We start from the raw sequence: 26,099 nt of genomic DNA on the forward strand, positions 1-26,099 counted from the left end.
GCGAAGGTTGACGCGTCTCGAAGCCCATCCGGTCCCGCGGTTCACGTCCTCACGGCTGCCGCGACCCGCGGCGTGAAGGCCGCGGCGAGCGGGATGATGCCGAGCACCAGCACCATCGGGACGGCGAAGCCGACCCGCAGCGAGTCGGCGCCGACCAGCCCGGTCATGACCGAGCCGAGCAGCGCGCCGAGGTAGTTGAACTGGTTGAAGCGGGCGATCACGGCGTCGACCCGGGCCCGGCGCACGGCGGGGTCGAGGCCCTCGCCGCCCGCGATCCGCGCCGCGGCGGAGAAGCTCAGCGGCGCGACCACGGCGACACCGGCCCCCAGCAGCGAGAATCCCGCGACCGCCATCGGCCACGACGTGGAGAAGACCACGACGGCCAGAGCGGCGGCCCCGACCAGCGCGCCGACCCGGAGCACCGCGACGGCGCCGTACCGCCGTACGAGCGGGTCCCCGGCGATCCGGACGGCGCCGCTCGCGAGCAGGTAGCCGAGCGCGGAGAGCGAGACGTAGCGCTCCGGGGTGCTGAAGGTGTGGTCGAGGAAGAGGGGTCCCCAGGTCTGGACGGCCGTGTCGACCATGTAGAAGAGCACCATCGCGATGCCGACCAGGACGATCGGGCGCCACGGGACGGCGACCTGGGCGGCCAGCTCGGTCGGGCCGTGGTCGCGCGGCAGGAAGGCCGCGAAGGCGACGGCCAGCGGGATGACGCCGAGGGCGGCACCGGCCTCCAGTGGCAGGTCCGAGGTGGCCAGGGTCAGCAGCGCGCCGAGCACGCCGCCGAGGGTCCAGGCGCCGTGGAACGACGGCAGGATCGGTCGCTCGTAGCGGTGCTCGAGCGCGACCGCCTGCATGTTGGTGCTCGCGTCGACGACACCCAGGGCCAGGCCGTACGCCGCGACGCCGGCGACGAACACCGCCGTGGTGGGCGCGAGGCAGATGACGGGGACGGCGACGCCCACGAGCAACAGCCCGGCCCGCAGCAGCAGCGCGCTGTCGCGGCGCTTGGCGAGCGCCTCGGCGACCACCGAGCCGACGCCGGCCAGCAGGATCATCATCAGCAGGACCAGCGACAGCGCGACGTCGGAGAGGCCCCACTCGTCCTGCAGCTCGGGCAGCCGGGTGGTCAGGCTGAGGAGCACCAGGCCCTGGGCGAGGAACGCGGCGGCGACGGCCACACGGGACCGGGAGAGCGGCATGGGCGTCAACCTAGTCAGTTTCGGCACCGGGGCGGGCTCAGTTGGGAGACGATTCGGCCGTAGGAACACGGCAGGACCTCTTGAAGGAGCACATGGGGATGGCACGGACCGGGCAGCAGCTGCGTCGACGTACCGCGAAGGCGGTCCAGGAGCGCAAGAGCGCCGGCAACTCGCCGAAGAAGGGTGCGGCGACGCCGAAGTCGGACCTCGGGGACAAGCTCCGCTACTGGTTCGACAACTCGATGTCGCGGGGCACGCCGGCGCTGGTCGCCTGGCTGAGCGTGGCGACGCTCGCGCTGATCGTGTTCTTCACCGTCGTGACCACCGTGTTCGGACTCCGCCCGGACGACGACGGCGTGGACGACGGGTTCTTCCGCGAGCTGTTCCAGAGCCTGTTCCACGCCCTCGACCCCGGCACCATCGCCGGCGACGGCTACCTGTCGTGGAAGTTCCTGCTGCCGATGCTGGTGCTCACCATCGGCGGCCTGTTCATCGTCAGCGCGCTGATCGGCGTGATCGCGGCCGGCATCGACGAGAAGCTCGCCGACCTGCGCCGCGGGCGCTCGCTGGTCCTGGAGACCGACCACACGCTGATCCTGGGCTGGTCGGACTCGATCTTCACGATCGTGCGCGAGCTGACCCTGGCCAACGAGAGCCGCAAGAGGCCGGTGGTGGTGATCCTCGCCGACCGCGACAAGGTGGAGATGGAGGAGCAGCTGGCCGCCAAGGTGCCCGACCTGCGCGGGACCCGTCTCGTGTGCCGCAACGGCTCGCCCATGGACCTCGACGAGCTCGCGGTCGGCTCGCCGGCCAGCGCCCGCTCGGTCATCCTGCTCGCGCCCGACTCCGACGACCCGGACGCCGAGGTCATCAAGACCCTGCTCGCGCTCAACCACGGCGTGCCCGACCCCGACTCCGGCCCGCGGATCGTGGCCGAGATCCGCGACCCCGGCAACCTCGCCGCGGCCCGGCTGGTCGGCGCCCGTCGTACCGCCCTGCTGGACATCCGCGAGACGGTCGCCAAGCTGGTCGTGCAGACCTCCCGGCAGTCGGGGGCCGCGGCGGTCTACACCGAGCTCTTCGACTACGACGGCGACGAGATCTACTTCTTCGAGGACCACGGCCTCGGGGGCACGACGTACGGCGAGGCGCAGCAGTTCTTCGAGAACGCCTCGGTCATCGGCCTCGTCGGCGAGCACGGCACCAAGCTCAACCCGCCGGCCGACACGCTGGTCGGCCCGCAGACCCTGATCGTGGTCGCCGAGGACGACAGCGCGCTGTCCGCGACCGCCCGCGCGACCGCTCGCCCCGACCTCGACGCGCTCGGCGAGGAGACCGGCACCGACGCGCACGCGACGTCCGCGGTGCTGATCGGCTGGAACGAGCGGGCGGCCATCGTGCTGCGCGAGCTCGACCACTACGCCGAGCCGGGCTCGAGCCTCACGGTCGTCACGTCGTACGGCGTCCCGGTGATCCCGGCGCTGCAGAACCTCGCGGTGAGCGTCGTCCAGGCGTCGACGACCGATCGCGCCGTGCTGGAGAGCCACCTGGTCGAGGGTCTCGACCAGGTCCTGGTGCTCTGCTACTCCGACGACCTCGACGTCCAGACCGCCGATGCGCGGACCCTGGTCACCCTGCTGCACGTGCGCGACATCGTGTCCCGCTTCGAGGAGCAGCCGCCGATCGTCAGCGAGATGCTCGACGACCGCAACCGGGTGCTGGCCCAGGTCGCCGACATCGACGACGTCGTGGTCAGCGGCGAGATCGTCAGCCTCATCGTCACCCAGCTCTCCGAGGACCAGCGTCTGGAGGGCGTCTTCGGCGAGCTGCTCGGCTCCGAGGGCAGCGAGATCTACCTGCGGCCCGCCGAGTGGTACGTCCGGGCGGGCCAGGAGGTCACCTGGGCGACGGTCGTCGCCGGCGCCGTACGACGGGGCGAGACCGCGATCGGCTTCAAGTCCGCGGCCCTGGCCGAGGGCGACGCCGACTTCGGCGTCGCCGTGAACCCGGCCAAGTCCGACCTGCTCGTCGTGGAGCCCGGCGACCGGGTGGTCGTGCTCGCGGAGGCCTGACCTCAGGCCCGCCTCCGGCCTGACCTCGGGTTCGGCCTCAGGGCTGGCGGTCGCTGCCCTCCACCAGGAAGGTCGCGTGCTCGCCGGAGTCCTCGTCGTCGGTCGGGATCACGGGGCTGACCGGGGTGCAGGCGAGGGTGCGCAGCTCGCAGGTCACCAGCTGTCGTGCGCGGAGCACGTTGACGAGGTGGTTCTCGTCGATCTGCTCGGCGACGCCGTAGAACGTGTCGTCGTCGCTCCAGCCCGCCAGGGTGAAGTGGTCCCACGGGGCGTCGATCCGGCGCCGGTCGCCGGACGCCTCGTCGTAGAGGACCGCGGGGGTGGGCCACCTCGAGACGTCGAAGATCGTGCTCCGGTCCGGCGACAGGAGGCCGACCCCGGACAGGGTGGAGCCGGACAGCTCACGGTGTCGCCCCTGGCCCGCGATGCCGACGTGGTAGCCGAGGGGGAAGAGGGTCTCGGCGTACCCCTCGAAGACCTCGAGGCCGTCCGCGTCGGTGGTCGTCGGCTCGCGCGAGCCGTCGGCGAGCCGGATGGTCGCGCCGTCGAAGAAGAGGAGCTCGTCGCTGACCCCCTGCAGGAGCGGCATGATCTCGCTGTAGAGGTCGGCCAGGTCGTCATCGTCGTCCGGTTCCTCGTCGGGCGTGCGGTAGAGCTGCTCGCCGGTGCGGGTGTCGAACGCCGCGGCCTGGATGACGTGGGTGTCGTAGCGGTCGGTCGGTCCGCGCGACTGGTCGACGGTCGCGAACACCGAGTGGTCCGCCGACACGGCGAGGTTGCCCCACCGCACGTCCTCGACCTCCTCGGTCGCCCCCTCCACGCTGGTGAACATCAGCGTGCCCTCGTGCATCCAGTACGCGCCGGTGGCGCCGAGGACGAACCGGTCCACCTCGTCCCCGAGCTCGACGGTCTGCTCGCCGACGTGCAGCGTGCCGTCGTGGTACCAGGCCGGGGCGGTGACGTCCCACTCCGTCGCCCCGACCGGCAGCCTGAAGGGCTCGCCGTACGACGCGTTCCCGGTGGACTCCCCGCAGCCGGACACGGCCAGGCAGGTGACGAGTCCGACGACCACCCCACGTGTGCGCATCGCCCCATGCTCGCATCCGCGCTCGTGCACCCAGGGGTCCGGCATGCTGGCGTCATGACGAAGCCGGACCGTGACATCGAGCAGATCTACGCCACCGACGAGGTCGTCGCCAAGCTGCGGCGGCTGGCCGATGCGCTGGAGACGGGGGAGTCCTTCCGCATCCAGATCGCGGGGGAGCGGTTCCGCGTGCCGGCCCGCGCGACGTTCTCGATCGAGCACGAGCGCGGCGATGGCGAGGAGGAGGTGGAGTTCCAGCTCAAGTGGACCCACGACCAGGAGTCCGACGACGACGCTGAGGACACCCCGGTCGTCTGACGCCCGCCGGCACCCGCCTGTGGAGAACCCCGCCGAGTCGGCGCACATGTGCGCCGACTCGGCGATTTCGTCCACAGGCGGGGAGACTCGGGCCATGGCAGATGAGCTGTGGCTGGTGCGGCACGGGCAGACCGAGTGGAGCCGGGACGGACGGCACACCTCCGTCACCGACCTGCCGCTGCTGCCGGAGGGCGAGGAGGTCGCGCGCGGGCTGCCCGCGAAGCTGGCCGGTGTCGACTTCGTGCAGGTGCTGACGAGCCCGCGGCAGCGCGCCCGTCGTACGGCGGAGCTGGCCGGGTACGCCGACGCGGAGGTCGACGAGGACCTGGTCGAGTGGGCGTACGGCGACTACGAGGGCGTCACCACCGTCGAGATCCGCAAGACCCGGCCGGGATGGTCGGTCTGGACCGACACCGTGCCGGGCGGTGAGTCCGCCGCGCACGTCACGGAGCGCCTGGACCGCGTCGTGGCCCGGGCGCGGGCCGTCGACGGGGCCACGCTGGTCTTCGCCCACGGTCACTCCCTGCGGGCGCTCGCGGCCCGCTGGCTCGGCCTGCCGGTCAGCGAGGGGCGGCTGCTCCGGCTCGACACGGCCACCGTGTCGGTGCTCGGCGAGGAGCGCGACAACCCCGTCGTGCTGCGCTGGAACTCTTGACCTGGGCGGGGTCGCGTCCCACGGTGTAGCCATGCCCGACCCCGCTTGCCCCCGCTGCCCCACCCCGGTCGCCGCGCTCGGGGCCGACGGTCTGGTCGCGTGTCCCGAGCACGGGGCGGTCGCCCCGCTGTGGCGACCCGACGAGCCGTCGTACGACGGGTTCGCCGAGCACCTGCGCCGGGCCGACCACTTCCCGACGTACCTGCCCTGGCCGCTGAGCCCGGGCTGGACCGTCACCGACTTCGCCGCGGTCGGCGGACCGGAGCGGCCGCGGGCGACGATGACCTGCGTGTCCGGCACCAGCGAGCTGGACGGGCCCGTCGACGTCGTGGTGGTGGCCGAGGAGGCCGGCACCGGCGTCGGGGCACGGATCGCGGGCACCCACCACGACGACCCGGGCGCCGACATCGCCGAGGGGCCGCCGGCGGTGCAGGTGCGGATCGGCAGCCAGGCGGTCCGGCTCTGGCCGGTGTCGACCAGCCGCGGACCGGGGGAGTGGGACCGGTCGGTGGTGGCCGGCGAGGCGGCCGGGCGCTGGCTGTGGATCGTGCTGCGGCCGGCGTCGGCGATGCTGCTGCTGCGTGACGACTGGATCCTGCGCGACGTGTCGACGGTGGGTCCGCCGCTGGTGGAGCTCCCGTTCGGGGGCCCGCGGCCGCCCTGGTGAGGGCCTGGTGAGCGGGTTCACCCCCGTTCGGAATCGGCACGCGCTCGGATCGCTCACTAATCTGGGCCGGTGCGCATCGACCTCCACACCCACTCCCGGGCGAGCGATGGCACCCAGACCCCTCGCGAGCTCGTGCAGGCGGCCGCCGCGGCCGGGCTCGACGTGCTGGCGATCACCGACCACGACACGGCCGAGGGCTGGTCGGAGGCGGCCGAGGCGGCGTCCGGGTCCGGCGTCGAGCTGGTGCGCGGCATGGAGATCAGCACCAAGCACGGGCACCGCGGCGTGCACCTGCTGGCCTACCTGCCGGACCCGTCGTACACCCCGCTCGTGACGGAGCTCGACGCCGTCCTCGATGGCCGGCGGGCCCGGGTCCCGATGATGCTGGAGCGGCTGCGCTCGCTGGGCGTGGAGATCACCGAGGACGACGTACGACGGGCCGGGCCCGGCACCGCCGCGACCGGTCGTCCGCACGTCGCCGACGCGCTGGTGACGCTCGGTGTGGTCGGCGACCGCACCGAGGCGTTCGACCGCTACCTCGGCGCCGGCCGGCCCGCCAACGTCGACCGGTACGCCGCTCCGCTGCTCGACACCATCCGGCTGGTCGCGGCGGCCGGTGGGGTGAGCGTGGTCGCGCACCCGTGGGGCCGGAGCCTGCACCGGCTCTCCGAGGCCGACCTGGCCGGCTTCCAGGACGCCGGCCTGTCCGGCCTCGAGGTCGACCACCAGGACCACGACCCCGCCGCCCGCGCCGAGCTGCGGGCGATCGCGGGCAACCTCGGGCTGGTCGTCACCGGCTCCAGCGACCACCACGGCGCCGGCAAGCTCGACCACGAGCTCGGCGTGAACACCACCGCCCCCGAGGAATACGCCCGGCTCCTCGACCTGGCCGCCGCCGCAGCGTCCGCCTCGGGCCGGGAGACCCCGCCGGTGGTCCGCTGATGGGCGTCCTCGACACCGTCCTGCTCGTCGAGGTCTTCGTGACCCTCTTCGTGATCATGGACCCGGTCGGCACCGTGCCGATCTTCCTGTCCCTGACCAGCGGCCGGTCCGCCGCGACGGCGCGCCGGGCGGCCTGGCAGGCGGTCGCGGTGTCGTTCTTCGTGATCACCTGCTTCGCCTTCTTCGGCCAGCAGATCCTGTCCTACCTGCACATCTCGCTGCCGGCCCTCCAGGCCGCTGGCGGGCTGCTGCTCCTGCTGGTCGCCCTCGAGCTGCTGACGGGCAAGGAGGACTCGATGGTCGCCTCGACCGGCGGCAACGTGGCCCTGGTGCCCCTCGGCACCCCGCTGCTGGCCGGCCCCGGCGCGATCGTCGCGACGATGCTGTTCGTCGAGCAGGTCGACGACTCCGCCACCTTCCTCGCGGTCGGGCTCGGGGTCATCGGCGTGCACGCCTGCCTGTGGGCGGCGATGCGGTTCTCCCTGCCCATCCTGCGGCTGATCCGCGAGAGCGGCGTCCTGCTCGTCACCCGGATCGCCGGTCTGCTGCTCTCGGCCATCGCGGTCCAGCTGGTGGCGGACGCCGTACGCGCCTTCATCGCCGGAGAGGGCTGAGCGGCGGCAGCGACCGAGGAACGAGGGCGCTGCCGCGAGAGCGAAGGGTTGAGCGAGCGCCGGCCCGAGCCTGCGAGGGCCGGACCGCGTGTCGAAACCCATCCGGTGTTCGCGATCCCATGAAGCGGGGACGCGCCAGCGGACCCGCTGATGGTGGTCGAGGTCGCGACCGGCGTGTCGAGCCCGATCCTGGTCCCGCAAGCAGGATCAGCGACGCCCCAGCGCCTGGAACCGCTGCAGCAGCGAGTTCGGCACCAGCCGGGCGGCGGTGGTGATCACCTTGTACTGCGCGCCGGGGATCGAGTAGACCCGGCCCTTGTCGTAGTCGGCGAGCGCCCGCACGACCAGGTCGTCGGCGTCGAGCCAGAGGAAGTCGGGCGCCGAACCCCGGCTGACGTCCATCCGCTCGTGGAACTCGGTCTTCGTGAACCCCGGGCAGAGCGACATGACGGTGACCCCGTGCGGCCGGTACTCGTTCGCCGCCCACTCGCTGAAGCTGTTGACCCACGCCTTGGCCGCCGCGTAGGTGCCGCGGGGCAGGAAGGCGGCCACGCTGGAGACGTTGATGACGCCCCCGCGGCCGCGCTCGGCCATCGGCCCGAGGGCGGCGTGGCTGAGCCGGAGCACGGCGGTCACCAGCACGTCGAGCATCGCGGTCTCGGCGTCGGCGTCGTTGTCGAGGAACCGGTGCTTGAGGCCGAAGCCGGCGTTGTTGACCAGCAGCTCGACCGGCCGGGCGGGATCGCGCAGGCGGGCCTCGACGGTGGCAAGCGCGGCGCGGTCGGTCAGGTCGGCGGGGAGCACCTCCACCTCCACGCCGTACGACGCCCGCAGCTCGCCGGCCACCTCCTCCAGACGGGCGACGTCGCGGGCGACCAGGACCAGGTCGTGCCCGCGACGGGCCAGCTGGTCGGCGAAGGACCGGCCGATGCCTGCGGTGGGTCCGGTGACGAGGGCGGTGCCGGTGCTGGAGGACATGCGGTGAAGTCTGGCAGGGCCTCCCGGTCGTGCGCCTCCCCGTCGGGCATGATGGTCCCGATGACGACGACACTCGCGGTCGCCAACCAGAAGGGCGGCGTCGCCAAGACCACCTCGGTGGCCTCGATCGGCGCTGCGCTCGCCGAGCTGGGCCACTCGGTGCTGCTCGTCGACCTCGACCCCCAGGCCTGCCTGACCTTCTCCCTCGGGGTCGATCCCGAGGACCTCGAGCTGTCGGTCCACCACGTCCTCACGAAGGGCGTCGAGCCCGGCGAGGTGATCCTCGAGACCGAGGACGGCGTCGACCTCCTCCCGGCCACCATCGAGCTGGCCCGCGCCGAGGCCGACCTGCTGACCCGGACCGGCCGCGAGCACGTGATCAAGACCGCGATCGAGGACCTCGACGTCGACTACGACTGGATCCTCCTCGACTGCCCGCCGTCGCTCGGCGTCCTGACCGTCGCGGCCCTGACCGCGGCCACCGGCGTCCTGGTGCCGCTGCAGTGCGAGACCCTCTCCCACCGCGGGGTCGGCCAGCTGCTCGACACCGTCCACGACGTACGTCGCTTCACGAACAAGCGGCTCGAGGTCTGGGGCGTCCTCCCCACCCTGTACGACGGCCGCACCACCCACGCGCGCACGGTCCTGGAGACCATCTCCGAGACCTACGACCTCGAGGTCGTCGAGCCGCCGATCCCGAAGACCATCAAGTTCGCCGAGGCGCCCGCCGCGGGTCGGTCGATCCTGGCCACCAGCCGCTCCAGCAAGGGCGCGGCCGCCTACCGCGAGGTGGCCGCCAACCTGGTCACCCGGTCGCAGCGCAAGCCGGCCCGGCCGGCCAAGCGGGCGAAGAAGAAGTGAGCCGTCACAAGGCGACCTCGGTCCGCCCCCGCTACGGCCGGATCTCGGTGCTCGGCGCCTCGCTCGCCGTGACCCTGGTCGCCGTGCTCGGCGGCACCGGCGCGCTGCCGGCGGCGCTCTCCGGCGCCGGGAGCCCGTCGGCGGCCATCGCCCGGGACGACCCGGCCCCGGCGGCCGCGGACCCGACCCCGAGCGGCACCCCGGCGCCCTCGACCGAGACGCAGGCGGACACGCAGGCGGAGGTCGAGACGCAGGCCGAGCCCGAGGTCGATCCCGCCGCCGACACCACGCTCCCGGCCGACTCGGGCAGCGGACGCCGGATCGTGTTCAGCGAGAGCCGCCAGCGGGTGTGGCTGATCGAGGACGACGAGCAGGTCCGCCGTACCTATCTGGCGTCGGGGAGCCTCACCGACAACCTCGACCCCGGCACGTACGACGTCTACTCGCGCTCCGAGGACGCCGTCGGCATCGACGACTCCGGGACGATGAAGTACTTCGTGCGCTTCACCCGCGGCGACACCGGCGCGGCCATCGGGTTCCACGACATCCCGGTCGACGAGGGCAAGCGGGTGCAGACCCTGGCCCAGCTCGGCACCCCGCAGTCGCACGGCTGCATCCGCCAGAAGCGCTCCGACGCGATCGCCCTGTGGGACTTCGCCCCGCTCGGCACCACCGTCGTCGTCACCGCGTAGGCCCGGAACGCGCCGGAGCCCCCGGCGTACCAGGTACGCCGGGGGCTCCGGGTCGATCGATCGGGGACGCTCAGGCGTCGGCCGGGGCGGTGCTCGCCTGGCCCTCGCCGGAGCCGCCCTGCCCACCCGAGCCGCCGCGCCGACGGCGACGGCGGTTGCGGCTGGCGCCGGCGGGACGCTCACCGCCCTCGGCCGGGGCACCCTCGGCCGCGGGGGCCGAGCTCTCGGCGACGGTCTCGCCGCTGCGGGTGCGGGTGCGGCTGCGGTTGCTGCGGGCGCGCGCGGGGCGGTCGCCGTCGCGGCGCTCGCGGTCCTCGCGCGGCTTGCGCTCGACGGGGGCAGGGTCGACGACGCGGCCCTTGGTGCCGGGGGCGATGCCCTGGTCGTGGAAGAGGTGCTCGGAGGTGGAGTAGGTCTCGACCGGCTCGTCGAACGGCAGGTCGAGCGCCTTGTTGATCATCTTCCAGCGGTGCAGGTCGGCCCAGTCGACGAAGGTGATCGCGATGCCGGAGGCCCCCGCGCGGCCGGTGCGGCCGATCCGGTGGACGTAGGTCTTGTCGTCCTCGGGGCAGGTGTAGTTGATGACGTGGGAGACGCCCCGGACGTCGATGCCGCGGGCGGCGACGTCGGTGGCGACCAGGACCTGGATCTTGTCCTCGCGGAACTTGGTCAGCGCCTTCTCGCGCGCCACCTGCGCCATGTCGCCGTGCAGCGGGCTGGCCTTGAAGCCGCGCTCGGTCAGGTCGTCGGCGACCCGCTGGGCCTGCCGCTTGGTGCGGGTGAAGACGATGATCTTCTCGACGTCCTCGGCCTGCAGGATCCGGCCGATGATTTCGGGCTTGTCGAGGTCGTGGGCCTGGTAGATGAACTGCGCGGTCGCCGGCACCGTCGCGTTCTCGTACGACGACTCGGCGCGGATGTTCATCGGGTGCCGCATGTGCATGCGGGCCAGCGACACGATCGCCGACGGCATGGTGGCCGAGAACAGCATGGTCTGGCGGGTCTCGGGCGTCATCCGCAGCAGCCGCTCGACGTCGGGCAGGAAGCCCAGGTCGAGCATCTCGTCGGCCTCGTCGAGGACCAGCGCGTGCACGTGGGACAGGTCGAGGGCCCGGCGGTTGGCCAGGTCGATCAGCCGACCGGGCGTGCCGACGACGATGTCGACGCCGGACTCGAGGGCCTCCAGCTGCGTGTCGTAGCCGACGCCGCCGTAGACGGTCAGGACCCGGAGGCCGGTGTCCTTGCTGGCCACCGACATGTCGCTGGAGACCTGGAGCGCGAGCTCACGGGTCGGCGCGACGATGAGGGCCTGCGGCTTGCCCTGGGGCAGGTCGGCGTACGCCGGGTCGGTCGGCGAGACGCTGCGCTGCAGCACCGGGATGCCGAACGCGAGGGTCTTGCCGGTGCCGGTGCGGGCCTGCCCGATCAGGTCGGTGCCCATCAGCGCGACGGAGAGGGTCATCTCCTGGATGGCGAAGGGGGTGGTGATGCCGGCGCGCTCGAGCGCGTCGCAAATCTCGGGAAGCACCCCGAGCTCTCGGAACGTGGTCAGGATCTTGTCGCTTTCGTGAGTCAGCCGGGATCAACCGAATGATTGTCGGAAGCGGCGGACTCAGGAGCGGTCTGCCGCGCACATACCGGGCGGCTCGCCATCGGGGCGGGCGCGCCCTCTCGGCGCCCATTCTATCGTAGGGTGCGCCCGTGGCCCCATCGACAGCGGACGAGACCCCTCTGGCGTTCCAGGACCCGGTCTACCGCGAGGCGGTCGTCGATCTGCTCGGCGTGATCGCCTACGGCGAGATCTCGGCGTTCGAGCGACTCGCCGAGGACGCCAAGCTCGCGCCCACCCTCGAGGACAAGGTGGCCATCGCGACGATGGCCAGCAAGGAGTTCTCGAAGGTGGCCTCGATCCACCAGCGGCTCACCGAGCTCGGGGCCGACCCGTTCGCGGCGATGCAGCCGTTCAGCCAGGCCATCGACCTCTTCCACGAGCACACCGCGCCCTCGGACTGGTACGAAGGACTCGTCAAGGCGTACGTCGGGGACGGCCTCGCCGACGACTTCTACCGCGAGATCGCGGCGTACCTCGACACCGGCACCCGCGACCTGGTCGTGGCCTCGATGGAGGACACCGGTCACGCGGCCTTCGCCGTCGAGAAGGTGCGGGCCGCCATCGCCGCCGACCACCGCCTCGGCGGCCGGCTGGCCCTGTGGGGGCGCCGGCTGATGGGGGAGGCGCTGATCCAGGCGCAGCGGGTCGCGGCCGACCGCGACGCGCTCTCGGCGCTGCTGGCCGGCGGCGTCGACCGCCCGGGCCTCGACCTGGCCGCGATCGGCCGGATGTTCACCCGCCTCACCGACCGGCACACCGAGCGGATGGCCGAGCTCGGCCTCGCCAGCTGACCCGTCGATCCCGGACCGACACGCCGCGAGAAGCGGACATCCAGTGACGGGTCAGGGGCGCGGGCGGGCGGCGGCTGCGGCGGCGAGGGTGACCAGGGCGGCGGCGACGCCGACCTGCCAGAGGTGGCGCCACCAGTCGAACCCGGGGGTCGTGGGCGACCAGATGCTGGTGTAGACGGCGTTGCCGATCAGCACCCCGCCGACCCCGCACAGGACGGTGACCCACAGGGGCACCTCGTCCCGACCGCGCGGAGCCAGCCACTTGCCGAGGATGCCGACGACCGCGCCGCCCACCAGGGCCCACAGCAGGTCGCTGACGATCATCGGTCGGGTCGTTCCGGGCGGTCGGGTCGGGACGGGCTAGCTGCGGAAGCCGACCTGGCCGGCGACGCCGCCGCCGACCTCGACGTACGAGATCCCGGCAGCGGGGACGATGATCTTGCGGCCCTTGGTGTCGGTCAGGGCGAGGACGCCTCCGGCCGCCACGGCGTCCGCGAGCAGCTTCTCGACGTTCTCGGCCGTCTCGTCGGTGTCGACCACCAGCTCGCGCGGCGAGTGCTGCACGCCGATCTTGACCTCCACGTGGTGCTCCTTCAGGTAGTTGATGTCGGGCTTGCGTCAGTGCTCGTCGGTCTTGGGGTAGCCGCGGATCCCGCGCCAGGCCAACCCGGCGACCAGGGCCGCGGCGTCGTTCTGGGCGATGCCACCGGCCTCGGTGAGCCAGAACCGGGCCGAGACCTGTGCCATTCCCACCAGCGACACGGCCAGCAGGCGCGAGGCCTCGTCGGGCAGGCCGGTGTCGTCGTGGATGACCTCGGCGATCAGGGTCGCGCACTCGGCGGTGACCCGGTCGACGTGGGAGCGCACGGCGGGCTCGTTGGTCAGGTCGGACTCGAAGACCAGCCGGAACGCGCCGGTGTCCTGGGCGACGTACTCGTAGAAGACGTCGATCGTCGCGGCCACCCGCTGCTTGTTGTCCTGGGTGGACTCCAGCGCGCGGCGGCAGTTGTCGATGATCGCGTCGCAGGAGACGTCGAGCAGCGCGAGGTAGAGGTCGAGCTTGCCGGGGAAGTGCTGGTAGAGCACCGGCTTGGACACTCCGGCCCGCTCGGCGATGTCGTCCATCGCGGCGGCGTGGTAGCCCTGCGCGACGAAGACGCCGAGCGCCGACTCGAGCAGCTGGGCGCGCCGCTCGCGCCGCGGCATGCGGCCACCCCGGGGGCGGGCCCCCTCGACGTCGTACTGCCCTGCGCTCACTGTTGCTCCTCCAAGCGGTCAACCGTCCAGAACCCTACCCGTCCGTAGCCGCGGTCCGGATGACGGGACGCGGTACGACGGGGCGTGGCGTCGCGGGGAACATGGACGGGACGCGCGGTGTTGCCCGAGCGTTGACGACCTAGCAACGAGGAGAGAGTCGTGTCCTTCCCGCCCCTGGTGGAGCCCGCGGACGAGCTGACCATCGACGAGGTGCGTCGCTACAGCCGCCACCTGATCATCCCCGACGTCGGGATGAGCGGGCAGAAGCGCCTGAAGAACGCCAAGGTCCTCGTGATCGGCGCCGGCGGCCTCGGCAGCCCGGCGCTGCTCTACCTGGCCGCTGCCGGCGTGCACACGCTCGGCATCGCCGAGTTCGACGAGGTCGACGAGTCCAACCTGCAGCGCCAGATCATCCACGGGCAGTCCGACATCGGGAAGTCCAAGGCGCAGTCGGCCAAGGAGTCGATCGCCGAGACGAACCCCTACGTCGACGTGATCGTGCACGAGGTCCGCCTCGACAACGACAACGTCATGGAGATCTTCAAGGGCTACGACCTGATCGTCGACGGCACCGACAACTTCGCGACCCGCTACATGGTCAACGACGCGGCGTACTTCCTCGGCATCCCCTACGTCTGGGGCTCGATCTACCGCTTCGACGGCCAGGCCTCGGTCTTCGCCCCGACGATGGCGGACGACGCGCCCTGCTACCGCTGCCTCTACCCCGAGCCGCCGCCGCCGGGCATGGTCCCGAGCTGCGCCGAGGGTGGCGTGCTCGGCGTCCTGTGCGCCGCGATCGGCTCGATCCAGGTCAACGAGGCCATCAAGGTCCTCACCGGCATCGGCGACCCGGCCATCGGCAAGCTGGTCATCTACGACGCCCTCGAGCTGGAGTGGCGCAAGCTGAAGGTCCGCAAGGACCCCAACTGCGCGCTGTGCGGCGAGAACCCCACCGTCACCGGCCTGATCGACTACGACGCCTTCTGCGGCGCGATCTCCGACGAGGCGGCCGACGCCGCCGCGGGCTCGACGATCTCGGTCACGACGCTGGAGCACATGCTCAAGGAGCGTGAGGAGGGCACCCGCGACTTCGTCCTCGTCGACGTGCGCGAGCCCAACGAGTTCGAGATCAACCGGATCCCCGGGTCGGTGCTGATCCCGAAGGGCGACTTCCTCAACGGCTCCGCGCTGGAGAAGCTGCCGAGCGACAAGCAGGTCGTCATGCACTGCAAGTCGGGCGTCCGCTCCGCCGAGACGCTGGCGATCGTGAAGGGTGCCGGCTACGCCGACGCCGTGCACGTCGGCGGTGGCGTGGTCGCCTGGGTCAACCAGATCGACCCCTCGCAGCCGTCGTACTGACCCACCTGGAATGACCACCCGGGCCTGGCCCGGAATGACTACCCGTCCGTAACCCGGACGGGTAGTCGGCGTTACAGGGGTGTATCCGATCCGACCGGCGACGTCGCCGGCTGTCTCAGGAGGACCCCTTGCTGAAGCTCACCACCCGCCGGATCTCCGGTGCCGTCGCCGTGGCGGCCAGCGCCGTTCTCGGGACGGCGCTGGCCACCGCCACACCCGCCACCGCCGACGCCGCTGCGGCCTGGGCCCCGGCCGACTCGGCCACGATCACGCCCGGCGTGCAGATGTACACCGAGGGTGCCCAGTGCACCGGCAACTTCGTGTTCACCGACGGCGCGGGCGCGGTCTACGTCGGGTACGCCGCGCACTGCGCCGGCCTCGGTGAGGCCACCGACACCGACGGCTGCCAGGCCGCGTCGCTGCCGCTGGGCACCCGGGTCACCTTCAACGAGGGCGGCAGCCTGGTCAGCGAGGGCACCCAGCTCGGTGCCGGCACCCTGGCCTACTCCTCCTGGCTCACCGAGAAGCAGCTCGGCACCACCGACCCCAACACCTGCGCCTACAACGACTTCGCGCTGGTCAAGGTCGACGCCGCGGACGTCGCCAAGGTGAACCCGTCGATCCCGTTCTGGGGCGGCCCGACCGGCATCGACGCCGACGGCACCGCCGCCGGGGACCGCGTCTACTCCTACGGCAACTCCAGCCTGCGCGGCGGGCTGACCGTGCTGTCCCCGAAGACCGGCATCAGCCTGGGCGACGCGGCGGCCGACGGTGGCTGGTCGCACCCGCTCTACACCGTGACCCCGGGCATCCCCGGTGACTCGGGCTCGGCCTTCGTGAGCGCCGACGGCAAGGCGATCGGCACCCTGTCGACCCTGGGCCTGGCCCCGCTGCCGCTGTCGAACAACATCGGCGACCTCGCCAAGGAGCTGGCCTTCGCCCAGCAGCACTCCGGCATCTCCGGGCTCCAGCTGGTCAACGGCACCGAGCCCTTCTCGCCGATCCTCTGACGGACCGCTCCCTCCGCGCACGCCCCCGGCCGTTACGGTCGGGGGCGTGCGTCATCCGGAGGAGTACGTCGAGGCGGTGCTGGCGGTCGTCGAGCAGGTCCCGCGCGGGCGGGTCACGACGTACGGGGCCATCGCGGACGCGATCGGCCGCTTCGGTCCGCGTCGCGTCGGCAACGTGATGGCCACCCACGGCGGTGGGGTCCCGTGGTGGCGGGTGGTCCGCGCCGACGGCTCGCTGCCGCCCAGCCACTCCGACGAGGCCCGGCAGACCTACCTGGAGGAGGGCACCCCGCTGCGGCCCTCCGGCAGCGTCGACATCAAGGCCGCCTTCTGGCTGCCGCCGGAGGCCTGACCGTTCTCAGCGCAGGCGGCCGACGTACGTCCCGGCCCGGCGGAGCTCGACGACCCGGCGCTCCCAGGTCACGCCGACCACGGTGAGCAGCGCGCCGGCGGTGCCGATGAGGACCCACTGCGGGGTCTCGGCGAGGTACGGCGCCGCCTCCCGCAGGACGACCACGGAGCCGACGACCGCGCCGACCATCAGCGGCGCGCTCCAGCGCAGCCGGGCGCCGAGCAGCACCAGGGCCAGGCACCCGGCCCCGAGCAGCACCGCCCGCGGGCCGATCGGGTCGGCCAGCACCCAGGCGAGCGTCGGGACGGTCGCCAGGCCCAGACCGGGCAGCAGCGCGGTGCTGGTGTCGGAGTCCGGGTGACGCAGCAGCCGGTGCAGGCCGACCGCGACCAGGGCGAGCGCGCTCGGGAGCGTGTAGGCCTCGGGGGCGACCACCCCGATCTCGGCGAGCCGGACCCAGGTGGCGGCGGCGAGCAGCACGCCGCCCGGCCAGGCCAGCAGCCGGCGGTCGCGGTGCAGCAGCGCGCTGGTGGTGACCAGTCCGCCCGCGAGGGTCAGGTGGACCGCGAGCTCGGTGCTGGTGTGGATCCCGCCGGCCGCTGCCGCGAGCGCGGCGAGCAGGGCGGCGACCTCCAACTCCGGCCGCGGACGCGGGACGGCGAACGCGGCGACCACGACCAGCACCAGCAGGGAGCGGTACGTCGGGTCGAGTCCCGCGACCTCGCCGCCGGCCCAGATGACGGTGGCGACCGCGGGCGGGAGGCCGGCCCCGCCGAGGACCCGGCTCGTGGCGTCGGCCCGGAGCGCGAGCAGGCCCGCGCCCGCGGCCAGCGAGATCGCGGCCCCGGTGGTCAGGGCCGCGCTGGGCAGCGCGACGAGCACGGCGGCCACGAGCAGTCCGAGGCCGACGGCGGCGGGTCCGGGCCTGCGCACCGGCAGGGCGATCAGGCCGAGGACGGCGAGGACCAGGACGACCAGCGCGAGCGGGACGGCGGTCAGGGCGACGGTCGCGAGCACCACCAGCGCCAGCGGCACGGCGGCCCAGCGGAGCAGCCGCGGCCGCTCGGCGGCCGGCAGGCCGGCGAGACCGGCCGCGAGCAGCGCGACGGCGGCGGCCAGCAGGACGACGGGGTGCGGGTCGCCCACGGACGGCGCGAGCCGGACCTGGGCGTCCTGCGTGAACGGGGCGCCCAGCGTCGTCGCGCGGACCGCGGCCTCACCGGCCAGGGTCAGCACCGCGCCGGCCAGCGGCAGGGCCAGCAGCACGGCGGGCGGCAGCACCGGCTCGCGCCACCGGCGGGGGAGCGCCACGGCCGCGGCGGACCAGCCGAGCGACGCCGCCGCGGCGGCGAGCAGCTGCACCGTCGCGGACTCGTCGACGGCGGGCAGCAGCAGCACGCCGGTCAGCACCGTCGCGGCGAGCGCGAGGCAGCCGAGCAGGAGGGGGCGGAGGGTCGGCAGGAACGCCACCGGCAGGGCCAGCAGGGCGGCGGCGGCCAGCGGCGTCACCGCGCCGCCGCCGAGCCAGAGGCCGCGCAGGGAGGGGTCGTCGGCGGCGACCAGCAACCCGGTGACGAGCAGCGCGCTCCAGCACAGCGCGCCGCCGGCCAGCGCGACCCACGGCAGGGCGCGGGCCGCGAGCAGGCGGCCGAGCCAGGCCAGCGCGGCGTACGAGAGGACGCCGGCCAGCAGGACCAGCCGGACCTGGTCGCCGTCGGCCGCCTGGGCCGCCACGACAGTGCCGAGCCCGGCCCCGACAGCCAGCTGCGGGGCGACGAGGCGCAGCGGGTGGGCCAGCAGGAGCAGACCGGCCACGGCCAGCGCGACGCCGTACGCCTCGGGCGGGACGCTGCCCGCTTGGGTGCCGAGCCAGCCGGCCCGACCCGCGCCCGCGACGTCGAGCAGGACCAGGCCGAGCGCGACCACGCTCAGCGTCTCGGCGGCGACCCGCAGGCCGCGCCCGCCGAGCAGCAGCCCGGCCGCGCCGCTGCCCGCGGTCAGGCCGACCAGGACCGCCGTACGACCGCCGACGCCGAGCCAGGACCAGGCCACCGCCAGGAAGACCATCGCCGCGACCAGCAGGCACAGCGCGCCCAGGCCGAGCAGCACCGCCGGCACCGAGCTGACGCGCGGGCCGCGGGAGACCGGGGCCGCCACCGCCGGAGCGGGGTACGGCGCCGCCGCCGCCGGTGCGGGCCGACGGAGCTGGGCGAGCAGCTGGTCGGCGTACCGCAGTGCGCTCTGCAGCTGGACCGCGGTCTGGCCGCTCAGGCGGAGGTCGCAGGAGGGGCAGGCGTCGGCGTGGGCCGGAGGAGCCGGGAGCCCGGCCCCGCAGTCGGGGCACCGCGTGGGGTCGTAGAAGCGCATGCGTCCATCCAGCCGCAGCGCGCGGGCGCCGGGGAGCGGCGTCGTACTTCAGTCGCCCTGAGTACGCATGCTCATCCCGGGCCCCGGGCCCCGGGCCCCGGGGGACGCGGCGAGCCGGGTGCTGCATCATCGAGCTGTCCGCCCCGTCCCACGTCTGTCGTCAGGATGTCGTGATGCTCCGCTCAGGTCGATCGAGCTCTGACCGTTCTTCGTCACGTGATCCCGACGCCATCGACAGCGCGCACCGCCCTGAGTCCCGCGCCCGGGAGGGCGGCGACGACCGTGCCGTCGAGCCTCGGTCGTCGTCCGTGCTGAGCAGGGCCCTGGCCGCGGGGGTGTGCGCGGTGATCCTGGCGGGCTGGTCCGGCGTCAGGATCGACCGCACCACGCAGGCGGCGGAGCTACCGGAGGTCACGCCGGCGGCGGTGTCCCACCCGGCCGCGGAGAGACGCGGGCAGAGTGTGCTCCGAGCGAGCGACTGGCGCTACGTGCCGGGCGTCTCGGCCCGGAACGGCAAGCTCCACGTCGCTCGCACCGGCCTCGCGACGCTCCGCACGTCTCCTGAGGACCAGAAGACGCGCCAGCCGACCTATCAGCCGAACCCGCCCGTGGCGTTGGCCGGTCCGCACGTCGTCCTGACCCGGAAGAACGATGTCGGCATCACTGCTCGACTCCAGCGCATCCGCGGCGCCGCGACCATCTCGTTCCTGAGCGGGCCGAACCGGCGCTTCGACGAGCGCGTCGAACACCAGGCCGGCATCGACGTGTCCCTCACGAGGTCGGTGGCCACGTTGAGGATCTGGAACGGCGAGGATCGCCGGCCCCGCCGCCTGAGGATGAGGCTCGAAGGCCCGAGGACGAGCCAGGCGCAGATCACGCTGCGGCAGCTCGACCGCCGGCTGACGGTCGCGGTCGACGGCCAGAGGTTCCCGGTGCGACGCGAGGTGTTCGAGGACCAGGTCTGGTTCGGCATGAGCGCCGCGAGGAGGTTCGTCGTCAGCGCGTTGGACGTCCATCCTCTCGGGCGCACCAGGCTGCGGATCACCGACCTGGCAAGAGACCCGTTCGCCCGGGTGACGCCGAGCCGCACCGGCCTGGCCTCGCTGGCCGCCGCCCGTGGCCGCGGCGACAAGCAGATCGGGACGGCGGTGGACCTGGCGCAGCTGCTCGCCAACCCCGCGTACACGAGGTACGTCCTGCGCAACTTCAACGAGATCCAGACCGAGACGCTGGCCAAGTTCCAGGCGCTCCAACCTCGTCGGGGCGCGTTCCAGTTCGGTGAGCTCGACGCGCTCGTCGCGTTCGCCGAGCGGCATGACCTCGAGGTGCAGGGGCACGCCCTGATCTTCGGTGAGGCCTACCCCCGGTGGCTCCACCGGACCCTGAGAAGAGCCAGCAGGGACGAGGCCCTCGCGATCATGCGGGCGCACATCACCACGGTCGTACGACGCTACGACGGTCGACACGGTCATGGCCTGATCAAGCGTTGGGACGTGGTGAACGAGCCCTTCGATCCCGATCACTGGGGTCGCCTCAACCAGGACACCATCTGGTACCGGGCGATCGGTGAGAGCTACATCGAGGAGGCGTTCAAGGCCGCCCGGGCCGCCCATCGCGACGGCGAGTTCGGCCTGAACGACTGGTCCATCGAGACGGATCGCGTCCGGCGCCAGGCGGTGATCGATCTGCTGAGGCGACTGCCGCGGGGCACCGTCGACTATGTCGGCCTGCAGGCTCACTTCGACGAGGACACCTTGGACGACGACGAGGTGATGGAGGCGATCCTGGGCGGGAGCCTCCCGGGGATCTTCCAGGAGTTCGCCGACCTCGGCGTCCAGGTGCGCGTCTCGGAGGCCTCGGTGGCGCAGAACGGCGATGCCCGGACCCAGGCCGCGGTCTACGCCACGTTGATCGGCGCCTGCCTGCACTCCACGAGCTGCCTCGGCTTCAACATGTGGGGCGCGACCAGCAACGAGTGGTACTTCACGACGACCCCGGAGGGCGGAATCGGCGACGACGCGCCGACCCGGCAGCGGGGCAACGGACGTATCGTCGAGCGCCCCGCGATGCCGGCCATGCGCCGGGCCGTCGCTCGGTAGGGGTCGCGGTCGGCGGCGACGTACTCGACGGGGGTGGGTGCGGGTACTCGGGGCCCATGATCACCCTCTTCACGAACGTGTTCACCGCGATCGGGACCTGTGTGCTGGTCGGCCTCGTCGGCGGGATCGTCTACGGCTTCATGATCGACGACATCCCGACCAGCCTGGGCTTCGGCGTCGGGATCGGCGCCGCGGCCGGTGCGGTCTTCGGGATCGTCGCGGCGTTCAGGACGAAGACGTAGTCCGAGCCAGCTCGGCCAACCGGGCCAGCGCCTGCGGGAAGATCTCGGCCGGCGGCGTGACGAGCCCGGCGCCGACCTGGCCGGTGCCGGCGACCCGCCCGGCCATGCCGGTGTTGATCTGCGGCAGGATCCCGGTGCGGCAGACCCGGGTCACGTCGATGCCGGTCGGGGTGCCCTGGAAGTCGAGGACCGGGACCGACCAGCGCGGGTTCTCACCGAGGGTGATCTCGTGCATCCGACGGGTGGTCGCGAGCGCGTCGGGCACGGTGCCACCGACGAGCCGCACGATCGCGGGCGCGGTCGCCATGGCGAAGCCGCCGATGCCAGCAGTCTCGGTGATGGCCGAGTCGCCGATGTCGGGATTGGCGTCGTCGGGGCCGTAGTCGCCGAGGTAGAGGCCGTCGGCCACCTGGGCCGGGCCGGTGAACCACTCGTCGCCGGTGCCGGCGACCTGGATGCCGAAGTCGGTGCCGTTGCGGGCCATGGCGACGACCATCGTCGAGCCCTCGATCCCGCGGGCGGCGTCGAGGGCCAGCTTGCAGGCGGGCATGGCCAGGTTGAGGAAGAAGTGGTCGTTGGCGCCGACGAAGCGCATCCCCTCCGCCACGTCGGCGGCGTCCAGGCCGCTGCGGACCATGGCCGGCGCGAGGTCGCGCAGCAGCATCAGGGTGCCGGCGCGGTTGCGGTTGTGGGCCTCGTCGCCCATCTGCAGCATCTGGGTGAGGATGCCGGTCACGTCGACCGGCTCGGTCGCCCGGACGGCGGCCTGCAGCAGCGGACCGAGCACGTCGCCCATCCAGCGCAGCCGGGTCAGGACCTCGGGGGAGTAGGCGCCGTACCGGAGCACCTTGCCGAGGCCCTCGTTCAGCGAGCAGTGCGTACGACGACCGGTGGCCGGGTCCTCCAGCACGAACATCCACATGCTCGGCGTCACCACGCCGGCCATCGGCCCGACGGTGGCCCGGTGGTGGCACGGCTCGAGGCTGACCGAGCTGCCGGCCTCGAAGAGCGCGACGGCGTCCTCGGGGTCGTCGACCAGCCCCTCGAGCGCCGCGCCGGCCATCAGCCCGCCGCGCAGCGGACCGGACGCGCGGGCCCAGTCGATCGGCGGACCGGCGTGCAGGAACTCGCCGCGCTGCAGGCCGAGCACCTCGCCCGCCGGGGCGACGTCGACCAGCCGGGCGGTCACGCCGAGCACCGCCTCGAGCGCCCGACGATTGGCGTCCTGGCGGCGGGGATCGGCGGCGACGATGGCCAGGTCGGCCTCGGTGCCGGGCATCGGGGGCCGCCAGTCGACCCGCTCGACGTCGACGGCCTGCCCCGCCACGGCGTCGGCGAACAGGTCGGCCCCGACGTTGACGATCGTGGTCACAGGGGTCCTCCGACGAGCTCGAGCGCGCGCCGGGTGGCGCCGGCGTTGGACAGGTGGACCTCGGCCCCGGTGTCGGCGAGCGCCCGGACCTGGCGGTCCAGGCCCTGGGGGTCGCCCGTGGTGCCGACGACCGCGATCACGACCGGCTTCCCGAGGCCGGTGAGCGCCGGGGCGAGGAGTGCGGCGGGGTCGGGCTCGGCGCCGTGGCCGAGCACGACGTCGAGCAGGAGGACGCCCGTGGCCGGGTCGGCGGCCGCCCGCGCGAGGTGCTCCAGGCGCAGCGTCGGGTCGATCATCGGGTGCGCGCGGCCGGCGGTGTACTCGTCGTCGCCGAAGTCGACGAACGTGTGGCCGGCGTCGGTGCCGGCGATCAGCCGGGCCTCGGAGGCGAGGGTGCCGCCGACGAACAGGCCCCGGATCACGCCGTCGGCCGGGCCGGCCGCGCCCGTCACCGGCCAGGCGGGTACGGCGTGGCCGAGCCGCCGCAGCACCGCCTCGGCGGCGGCGGTCAGGTCGGGGCGGCCGGGACCGAGCAGCGCGTGCTCGACCGGGGTGGCGAGGGTGGCGGCGTACTCCTCGATCTCGGCGGCGACGTCGTCGGCCGGGGGCTTGGAGACGAGCACGATCAGTTCGACGGACGGGTCGCGGTCGAGGCGGCGCATCGCCTCCCGGGTGGCCAGGCCACGGACCTCGGAGGAGAGGTCGCGGCCCCCGACGCCGAGCGCGGAGGAGACCCCGACCCCCGCATGGTCGAGGAGGGCGAGCAGCTGCTGGCAGCCGGTGCCGGACGCGGCGACCAGGCCCACCGGGCCGGGACGGACGACGTTGGCGAAGCCGAGCCCGACGCCGTCGACGACCGCGGTGCCGCAGTCGGGTCCCATGACCAGCAGCCCGCGCTCGGCGGCGGCCCGCTTGAGGGCGATCTCGTGGTCGAGCGGGACGTTGTCGCTGAAGACCATGACGTCGCTGCCCGCGTCGAGGGCGTCCATGGCCTCGACCAGCGCGTGCTGGCCGGCGACCGAGACCAGGACCAGGCCACCGGGTTGCTCGCGCAGCGCGGTCGCGGTGGTGCGGTGGGGGGCGAGGCCGGCGTCGCCGCCGGTGGTACGACGGCGGGTCTCGGCCAGTGCCTCGGCGACCGCGGCCAGGGCCCGCTCGAGGACCGTCTCGTCCTCGACCCGGACCGCGACCACCAGGTCGTTCGTGGTCGCCTCGGACGGGACGTCGAAGCCCATCTCGGCGAGGACCTCGAGGTTGAGCGCGGTGGCCATCGCGACCTGGGCGGCGAGCACGCCGTCGACCTGCTGGACGCTGCGGCTGACCTGGAGCAGGGCGACCGAGTCGGCGTAGGCGCCGGGGCGCAGCTCGACGTACGTGCTGCTCATGCGGCCGTCCCCGAGCGGCGGCCGAGGCCGGCGAGGGCGCGGCGGCCGCCGGTCAGCAGCCCCCGACCGGAGGTGTGGCCGATCGCCGCCAGGGCGGCGGCCCGTCCGCGCTCGGCGGGGGTGCCGACGACCTGGAGCCAGTCGCCGAACTCGGGCAGCACCTCGCCGTGCAGGGCGCAGTCGAGGAGGGTCGCGGAGAGCAGGGTGGTGCGGTAGGCCATCGCCCGCACAGCCGCATCGACCTCCGGGGTCGGGACCCCGGCCGCGCGGTGCACGGCGAGCCAGCCGCAGAGCTGGTCGTCGCCGTACGGCGTGAGGCCGTCGCCGGCCCCGACCAGTGTGCGGACCTCGGCGGTGCCGAGCGGGGCGGGCCGATCAGTGTCGAGCGCGATCCGCGGGACGGTGACCCGCGCGAAGCGCCCCACGGCCAGCGGCCGGTCGTCGAGGTGGAGCACCCCGTCGCGGACCTCCGCCGAGCGGGCGGGCAGGTCGGCGAGCGCCCCGGTCGCGGCGCGCATCGCGCAGGGCACCAGGGCGGCGCGGGCGTCGACGACGCCGGTGCACCAGCCGTGCAGGTCGACGTAGACGGCGTGCGGGCCGCGGTGGAGCACCGGGACCGGGCCGTCGGGCGCGGCGCGGAGGCGCTCGTGGACACGTGGCGGGGCACTGACCGGAAGGGGCCTCACCCGGACGACGCTAGCGGGTCGCTCTAGGGTGGCCCCATGTGAGGATGTGCCAACGCGTCGAGCGGAAGGGTGCACATGTTGATAGGCAACGGAGACGACGGCGCCGCCGAGGCGCTAGCCCGGGTCGACGCGCTCCACACGGGGCTGACCCAGATCGCCCTCGAGGGAGGCGACCTCCGCGGGATCGCCGCCGAGGTCGCGCGGGTCCTCGACGTCGGCATCCTGGTGACCTCGACCGACGGTCGCGAGCGTGCGGGCGCGCTGGTCGACGAGCAACGGGCCCAGCTGGCCGCGCACGACCTGGTCGATCCTTCGGGGCGGGTCCGGGTGGAGCGGATCGGCGGCCACGGGGTCGTCGTCGGGGACGGCGAGGTGCGCACCCTGCGAGTCGCGGCGGCCGGCACCGACCTGGCCCGCCTGGTGTGCGTACGACCGGGCGCACCCATCTCCTCCGACGACGTGCACGCGCTCGAGCGGGCGGCCGCGATCGCCGCGCTGGTCATCACCCGTGAGCAGGCGGTGTCGGCGGTCGAGAACAAGTACCAGGGCGACTTCCTGCGCGACGTGTTCCTCCGGCGCGCGGGCGGCGAGGAGTACGTCGCCGAGCACGCCGACACCTTCGGCTGGGACCTGCGCCGGCCGGTCGTCGTGGTGGCGGCCGAGATCGACCCGCCCGGCCCGGACGACGCCCCGGTCGCGCGGGCGGTCCGGCGGCAGTGGCAGGAGCGGTTCGCGGCCGCGTGGCGCCAGGTCGGCCGGGGCGTCGACGCCGGCATCCCCTGCGTCGACTTCTCCTCCGAGGTGGTCAGCCTGCTCCCGGTCCCGACCGGTGCCGACGAGACGGTGGCGGGCGAGGCCGTCGTACGACGGATGGTGACGGGGGTCGCCGGTGACAAGGGTGGGGGCCGCCGGCCGTTCTCCGTCGGGGTCAGCCGGGTGGCCGTCGACCTGGAGGAAGTGCCGGGCGCCTACGCCCAGGCCCGCCGGGCGGTCGAGGTCGGCCGCCGGGTGCACGGCGGCGGCTCGACGACGTTCTTCGACCAGCTGGGCCTGCACCGGCTGATCGCGCTGATCACCGACGACCGCGAGCTCCAGGCCTTCACCCGTGACGTGCTCGGCCCGCTGGCGACCTCCACGACGGAGGCCGCCGATCTGCGCGAGACCCTCCAGGTGCTGCTCGACACCAACTTCAACGTGGCCGAGGCCGCCCGGGTCCAGTTCTTCCACTACAACACGATGCGCTACCGGGTCGCGAAGCTGGAGCGGCTCCTCGGCCCGCTGTCCTCCGACCCGCACCTGCGCCTCGACGTCGCCGTCGCCCTCCGGGTCCTGGAGATCGCCACCTGACCTAGGGCCCTCCTCGCCGAGTCAGCACCAGTGGTGGGGGGGGGGGGGGGGGGGGGGGGGGTGGTGGGGGCGGCGGCGGTCGGGGTGGGGGGGGGGGGGGGGGGGGGGGGGGGGGGGGGGGGGGGGGGGGGGTTG

Annotated in this window: 26 protein-coding genes; 15 read left to right on the plus strand and 11 right to left on the minus strand. The window is 73.5% G+C overall.

What is annotated here, in order from left to right:
* Positions 1–41 precede the first annotated feature (41 nt).
* Positions 42–1,202, minus strand: coding sequence for an MFS transporter (locus tag V7S47_RS04055; RefSeq protein WP_336560372.1), 1,161 nt, complete (start codon positions 1,200–1,202; stop codon positions 42–44).
* A gap of 98 nt (positions 1,203–1,300) precedes the next feature.
* Here V7S47_RS04055 and V7S47_RS04060 point away from each other — a divergent pair, with 98 nt between their 5' ends.
* Positions 1,301–3,274, plus strand: a complete 1,974-nt coding sequence (locus tag V7S47_RS04060; protein ID WP_336560373.1) for a CASTOR/POLLUX-related putative ion channel — start codon at positions 1,301–1,303, stop codon at positions 3,272–3,274.
* Positions 3,275–3,311: 37 nt separating this feature from the next.
* On the opposite strand, the gene V7S47_RS04065 is transcribed toward V7S47_RS04060, so the two are convergent.
* Positions 3,312–4,361: a hypothetical protein gene (locus tag V7S47_RS04065; protein ID WP_336560374.1), complete on the minus strand. Its 1,050-nt coding sequence runs from the start codon at positions 4,359–4,361 to the stop codon at positions 3,312–3,314.
* Positions 4,362–4,415: 54 nt separating this feature from the next.
* Between V7S47_RS04065 and V7S47_RS04070 the strand changes: the two genes are divergently transcribed.
* From V7S47_RS04070 to V7S47_RS04090, 5 genes are all read left to right on the plus strand, one after another.
* Positions 4,416–4,676, plus strand: coding sequence for an amphi-Trp domain-containing protein (locus V7S47_RS04070; RefSeq protein WP_336560375.1), 261 nt, complete (start codon positions 4,416–4,418; stop codon positions 4,674–4,676).
* Positions 4,677–4,770: 94 nt separating this feature from the next.
* The gene (locus V7S47_RS04075) at positions 4,771–5,331 is read left to right on the plus strand and encodes a histidine phosphatase family protein (RefSeq protein ID WP_336560376.1); all 561 of its coding nucleotides are present in this window, start codon (positions 4,771–4,773) and stop codon (positions 5,329–5,331) included.
* 31 nt (positions 5,332–5,362) lie between these two features.
* A complete protein-coding gene (locus V7S47_RS04080; protein WP_336560377.1) occupies positions 5,363–5,998 on the plus strand; it encodes a DUF6758 family protein in 636 nt (211 codons plus the stop codon).
* A gap of 69 nt (positions 5,999–6,067) precedes the next feature.
* Complete coding sequence (locus tag V7S47_RS04085) at positions 6,068–6,940, plus strand: PHP domain-containing protein (protein ID WP_336560378.1); 873 nt, start codon at positions 6,068–6,070, stop codon at positions 6,938–6,940.
* Positions 6,940–7,554, plus strand: a complete 615-nt coding sequence (locus V7S47_RS04090) for a MarC family protein (RefSeq protein WP_090850661.1) — start codon at positions 6,940–6,942, stop codon at positions 7,552–7,554. The genes V7S47_RS04085 and V7S47_RS04090 overlap by 1 nt, the downstream gene beginning before the upstream one ends.
* A gap of 207 nt (positions 7,555–7,761) precedes the next feature.
* Here V7S47_RS04090 and V7S47_RS04095 read toward each other — a convergent pair whose 3' ends face one another.
* Complete coding sequence (locus V7S47_RS04095) at positions 7,762–8,532, minus strand: SDR family NAD(P)-dependent oxidoreductase (RefSeq protein WP_336560379.1); 771 nt, start codon at positions 8,530–8,532, stop codon at positions 7,762–7,764.
* Positions 8,533–8,592: 60 nt separating this feature from the next.
* On the opposite strand from V7S47_RS04095, the gene V7S47_RS04100 reads away from it, so the two are divergent.
* Positions 8,593–9,393, plus strand: coding sequence for a ParA family protein (locus V7S47_RS04100; RefSeq protein ID WP_336560380.1), 801 nt, complete (start codon positions 8,593–8,595; stop codon positions 9,391–9,393).
* Positions 9,390–10,085, plus strand: coding sequence for a L,D-transpeptidase (locus V7S47_RS04105; protein ID WP_336560381.1), 696 nt, complete (start codon positions 9,390–9,392; stop codon positions 10,083–10,085). The genes V7S47_RS04100 and V7S47_RS04105 overlap by 4 nt, the downstream gene beginning before the upstream one ends.
* 70 nt (positions 10,086–10,155) lie before the next feature.
* On the opposite strand, the gene V7S47_RS04110 is transcribed toward V7S47_RS04105, so the two are convergent.
* Positions 10,156–11,547: a DEAD/DEAH box helicase gene (locus tag V7S47_RS04110; RefSeq protein ID WP_336560433.1), complete on the minus strand. Its 1,392-nt coding sequence runs from the start codon at positions 11,545–11,547 to the stop codon at positions 10,156–10,158.
* A gap of 239 nt (positions 11,548–11,786) precedes the next feature.
* Between V7S47_RS04110 and V7S47_RS04115 the strand changes: the two genes are divergently transcribed.
* Positions 11,787–12,488, plus strand: coding sequence for a ferritin-like fold-containing protein (locus V7S47_RS04115; RefSeq protein ID WP_336560382.1), 702 nt, complete (start codon positions 11,787–11,789; stop codon positions 12,486–12,488).
* Between the two features lie 51 nt (positions 12,489–12,539).
* Here V7S47_RS04115 and V7S47_RS04120 read toward each other — a convergent pair whose 3' ends face one another.
* Genes V7S47_RS04120 through V7S47_RS04130 form a run of 3 tightly spaced genes read right to left on the minus strand, consistent with a single transcriptional unit; the run spans position 12,540 to position 13,694 of the window.
* On the minus strand, positions 12,540–12,812 hold the full coding sequence (locus V7S47_RS04120; RefSeq protein WP_336560383.1) for a hypothetical protein: 273 nt from the start codon (positions 12,810–12,812) through the stop codon (positions 12,540–12,542).
* Positions 12,813–12,848: 36 nt separating this feature from the next.
* Positions 12,849–13,070, minus strand: coding sequence for a DUF3107 domain-containing protein (locus V7S47_RS04125; protein WP_090850673.1), 222 nt, complete (start codon positions 13,068–13,070; stop codon positions 12,849–12,851).
* A 36-nt stretch (positions 13,071–13,106) separates the two neighbouring features.
* A complete protein-coding gene (locus V7S47_RS04130) occupies positions 13,107–13,694 on the minus strand; it encodes a TetR/AcrR family transcriptional regulator (protein ID WP_090850675.1) in 588 nt (195 codons plus the stop codon).
* Positions 13,695–13,904: 210 nt separating this feature from the next.
* On the opposite strand from V7S47_RS04130, the gene moeZ reads away from it, so the two are divergent.
* The 3 genes from moeZ (at position 13,905) to V7S47_RS04145 (ending at position 16,466) form a co-directional block, all read left to right on the plus strand.
* Entirely contained in the window at positions 13,905–15,104 is a 1,200-nt protein-coding gene (gene moeZ / locus V7S47_RS04135; protein ID WP_090850677.1) for an adenylyltransferase/sulfurtransferase MoeZ, read from the plus strand.
* A gap of 128 nt (positions 15,105–15,232) precedes the next feature.
* Entirely contained in the window at positions 15,233–16,114 is an 882-nt protein-coding gene (locus tag V7S47_RS04140; protein ID WP_336560384.1) for a S1C family serine protease, read from the plus strand.
* A gap of 46 nt (positions 16,115–16,160) precedes the next feature.
* Positions 16,161–16,466, plus strand: coding sequence for an MGMT family protein (locus V7S47_RS04145; protein WP_336560385.1), 306 nt, complete (start codon positions 16,161–16,163; stop codon positions 16,464–16,466).
* 6 nt (positions 16,467–16,472) lie between these two features.
* On the opposite strand, the gene V7S47_RS04150 is transcribed toward V7S47_RS04145, so the two are convergent.
* A complete protein-coding gene (locus V7S47_RS04150) occupies positions 16,473–18,833 on the minus strand; it encodes an SCO7613 C-terminal domain-containing membrane protein (protein ID WP_336560386.1) in 2,361 nt (786 codons plus the stop codon).
* A gap of 308 nt (positions 18,834–19,141) precedes the next feature.
* Between V7S47_RS04150 and V7S47_RS04155 the strand changes: the two genes are divergently transcribed.
* Both V7S47_RS04155 and V7S47_RS04160 read left to right on the plus strand, forming a co-directional pair.
* Entirely contained in the window at positions 19,142–20,932 is a 1,791-nt protein-coding gene (locus V7S47_RS04155; protein ID WP_336560387.1) for an endo-1,4-beta-xylanase, read from the plus strand.
* Between the two features lie 56 nt (positions 20,933–20,988).
* Complete coding sequence (locus tag V7S47_RS04160; protein ID WP_090850687.1) at positions 20,989–21,174, plus strand: hypothetical protein; 186 nt, start codon at positions 20,989–20,991, stop codon at positions 21,172–21,174.
* On the opposite strand, the gene V7S47_RS04165 is transcribed toward V7S47_RS04160, so the two are convergent.
* Genes V7S47_RS04165 through V7S47_RS04175 form a run of 3 tightly spaced genes read right to left on the minus strand, consistent with a single transcriptional unit; the run spans position 21,158 to position 24,617 of the window.
* Entirely contained in the window at positions 21,158–22,546 is a 1,389-nt protein-coding gene (locus tag V7S47_RS04165; protein WP_336560388.1) for a DUF1116 domain-containing protein, read from the minus strand. The genes V7S47_RS04160 and V7S47_RS04165 overlap by 17 nt on opposite strands.
* Positions 22,543–23,931, minus strand: a complete 1,389-nt coding sequence (locus tag V7S47_RS04170; protein WP_336560389.1) for an FdrA family protein — start codon at positions 23,929–23,931, stop codon at positions 22,543–22,545. Before V7S47_RS04170 ends, V7S47_RS04165 begins: the two co-directional genes overlap by 4 nt.
* Positions 23,928–24,617, minus strand: a complete 690-nt coding sequence (locus V7S47_RS04175) for an oxamate carbamoyltransferase subunit AllH family protein (RefSeq protein WP_336560390.1) — start codon at positions 24,615–24,617, stop codon at positions 23,928–23,930. Before V7S47_RS04175 ends, V7S47_RS04170 begins: the two co-directional genes overlap by 4 nt.
* Before the next feature lie 75 nt (positions 24,618–24,692).
* On the opposite strand from V7S47_RS04175, the gene V7S47_RS04180 reads away from it, so the two are divergent.
* On the plus strand, positions 24,693–25,964 hold the full coding sequence (locus tag V7S47_RS04180; protein WP_336560391.1) for a PucR family transcriptional regulator: 1,272 nt from the start codon (positions 24,693–24,695) through the stop codon (positions 25,962–25,964).
* Positions 25,965–26,099: the final 135 nt, after the last annotated feature.

Origin of the sequence: Nocardioides sp. CCNWLW216, from assembly GCF_037120545.1 — a bacterium.
GTDB lineage: Bacteria > Actinomycetota > Actinomycetes > Propionibacteriales > Nocardioidaceae > Nocardioides > Nocardioides lianchengensis.